A 2,586-nucleotide genomic window follows, 5' to 3' on the forward strand; every position below is an offset into this window, starting at 1 on the left:
TTAAAGAATGACTTTTAAAAAAAGAGGTGAATATGAAAGGAATTATTTTAGCAGGCGGTTCAGGAACACGTTTATATCCAATTACTCGTGCTGCAAGTAAACAACTTATGCCGGTTTATGATAAACCGATGATTTATTATCCATTATCAACATTGATGTTAGCAGGGATTAAAGATATACTAATAATTTCTACTCCACAAGATTTACCAAGATTTAAGGAATTACTTCAAGATGGAAGTGAATTCGGGATTAATCTATCTTATGCTGAACAACCAAGTCCAGACGGATTAGCTCAAGCCTTTATCATCGGAGAAGAGTTTATTGGAGACGATTCCGTAGCTTTAATCTTAGGAGATAATATTTATCATGGTCCAGGTCTTTCTAAGATGCTTCAGAAAGCAGCCACAAAAGAAAGTGGAGCAACAGTATTTGGATACTTAGTTAAAGATCCAGAACGCTTTGGTGTCGTGGAATTTGATGAGAATATGAAAGCGATATCTGTTGAAGAAAAACCTAAGGAACCTAAATCAAATTATGCAATTACAGGTTTATATTTCTATGATAATGATGTTGTAGACATTGCCAAAAATATTGCACCAAGTCCTCGAGGAGAACTTGAAATTACTGATGTAAATGCAGCTTATTTAAATCGTGGGGATTTAGATGTAGAGTTAATGGGGCGTGGATTTGCATGGCTTGATACAGGAACACACGAAAGCTTGTTGGAGGCGGCTCAATATATCGAGACAGTTCAACGTATGCAAAGTGTTCAAGTAGCTAACCTTGAAGAGATAGCTTATCGTATGGGATATATTTCTGCCGATCAAGTTCGTCAACTTGCACAACCACTTAAGAAAAATGAGTATGGTCAATACTTGTTAAGATTAATAGAGGAAGAAGCTTAGATGACTGAAGAATTTTTTGGGAAGACATTAAAATCAAAAAAAATAGAAGAAATTCCAGGAATGTTGGAATTTGATATACCCGTCCACGGAGATAATCGTGGATGGTTTAAAGAAAATTTTCAAAAAGAAAAAATGCTACCTCTAGGTTTTCCTGAATCGTTCTTTGCTGAAGGGAAATTACAAAATAATGTATCTTTTTCTAGGAAAAATGTTTTGCGTGGTCTTCATGCAGAGCCGTGGGATAAATATATTTCAGTAGCTGACGAAGGTCAAGTACTTGGATCTTGGGTAGATTTACGTGAAGGTGATACTTTTGGTAATGTTTATCAAACTAAAATTGATGCAAGCAAAGGTATCTTTGTACCACGTGGGGTTGCCAATGGATTTCAGGTTTTAAGCGATAAAGTTTCTTATAGCTATCTTGTGAATGATTACTGGGCCTTAGAACTTAAACCAAAATATGCATTTGTAAATTATGCAGACCCAACATTAGGCATTAAATGGGAAAATCTTGAAGTTGCAGAAGTTTCAGAAGCAGATGAGAATCATCCACCTTTAAAAGATGTAGTTCCGCTAAAAAAAGAAGAACTATAGACATATAGAATTTAAAAAAATTAAATAGTTGAAAGAAGTATTAGAAAAATGACTGAATATAAAAATATAGTAGTAACAGGTGGAGCTGGCTTCATCGGAAGTAATTTTGTCCACTATGTATATAATAATTATCCAGATGTACATATTACGGTTCTTGATAAATTAACTTATGCAGGAAACAAAGCTAATATAGAAGAGATTCTAGGTGATAGAGTTGAGTTAGTTGTTGGTGACATTGCGGATGCTGATGTTGTAGATAGAGTTACATCAAAAGCAGATGCAATTGTACATTATGCTGCAGAGAGTCATAATGATAATTCGCTTAAAGATCCAAGTCCCTTTATTCAAACAAACCTAGTTGGAACTTTTACCTTGCTTGAAGCAGCCCGTAAATATGGAATTCGTTTCCATCACGTTTCAACTGATGAAGTATATGGAGATCTTCCATTACGTGAAGACTTACCTGGTCATGGTGAAGGAGAGGGAGAAAAATTTACTGATAAAACTCCATATAACCCATCAAGTCCATACTCATCTACAAAAGCAGGTTCAGACTTATTAGTTCGTGCCTGGGTTAGATCATTTGGATTAGATGCGACAATTTCTAATTGTTCTAATAACTATGGTCCTTATCAACACATTGAAAAATTCATACCTCGTCAAATTACTAATATTTTGAGTGGGATTAAACCAAAATTATATGGAGATGGAAAAAACGTTCGTGACTGGATCCACACTAATGATCATTCTTCTGCAGTTTGGACTATTTTGACCAAAGGTCAAAAAGGTGAAACTTACTTAATTGGAGCAGATGGAGAAAAAAATAATAAGGAAGTTCTTGAGCTAATTTTAGAAAAAATGGGGCAAGAACCTGATGCGTATGACCATGTCCAAGACCGTGCAGGTCATGACTTGCGATACGCTATTGATTCTACAAAATTACGTGATGAATTAGGCTGGGAGCCGGAATTTACTAATTTTGAAGAAGGAATAGTTGATACAATTAACTGGTATACAAATCATGAAGATTGGTGGAAAGCTGAGAAAGAAGAAGTTGAAGCTAATTACGCAAAGAATAATCAATAAA

3 protein-coding genes are annotated in these 2,586 nt (G+C 35.0%); all 3 read left to right on the forward strand.

Features of this window, described 5'->3' with window-relative positions; all coding sequences use genetic code 11:
- Positions 1 to 32: 32 nt before the first annotated feature.
- From rfbA to rfbB, 3 genes are read left to right on the forward strand one after another with little or no spacing between them, the layout of a single operon-like run.
- Positions 33 to 905, forward strand: coding sequence for a glucose-1-phosphate thymidylyltransferase RfbA (gene rfbA, locus BG262_RS03185; protein ID WP_070787452.1), 873 nt, complete (start codon positions 33 to 35; stop codon positions 903 to 905).
- Positions 906 to 1,499, forward strand: a complete 594-nt coding sequence (locus BG262_RS03190; protein WP_070787453.1) for a dTDP-4-dehydrorhamnose 3,5-epimerase family protein — start codon at positions 906 to 908, stop codon at positions 1,497 to 1,499. It begins immediately after the preceding gene.
- 48 nt (positions 1,500 to 1,547) lie between these two features.
- A complete protein-coding gene (gene rfbB, locus BG262_RS03195) occupies positions 1,548 to 2,585 on the forward strand; it encodes a dTDP-glucose 4,6-dehydratase (protein ID WP_070787454.1) in 1,038 nt (345 codons plus the stop codon).
- The last annotated feature ends 1 nt before the right edge of the window (position 2,586 follow it).

The sequence above is a fragment of the Floricoccus penangensis genome, from assembly GCF_001832885.1.
GTDB classification, from domain to species: Bacteria; Bacillota; Bacilli; order Lactobacillales; family Streptococcaceae; genus Floricoccus; species Floricoccus penangensis.

Coding starts and splice junctions, on each gene's coding strand:
- rfbA (WP_070787452.1), top strand. CDS start 33: ATGAAAGGAATTATTTTAGCAGGCGGTTCAGGAACACGTTTATATCCA.
- BG262_RS03190 (WP_070787453.1), top strand. CDS start 906: ATGACTGAAGAATTTTTTGGGAAGACATTAAAATCAAAAAAAATAGAA.
- rfbB (WP_070787454.1), top strand. CDS start 1,548: ATGACTGAATATAAAAATATAGTAGTAACAGGTGGAGCTGGCTTCATC.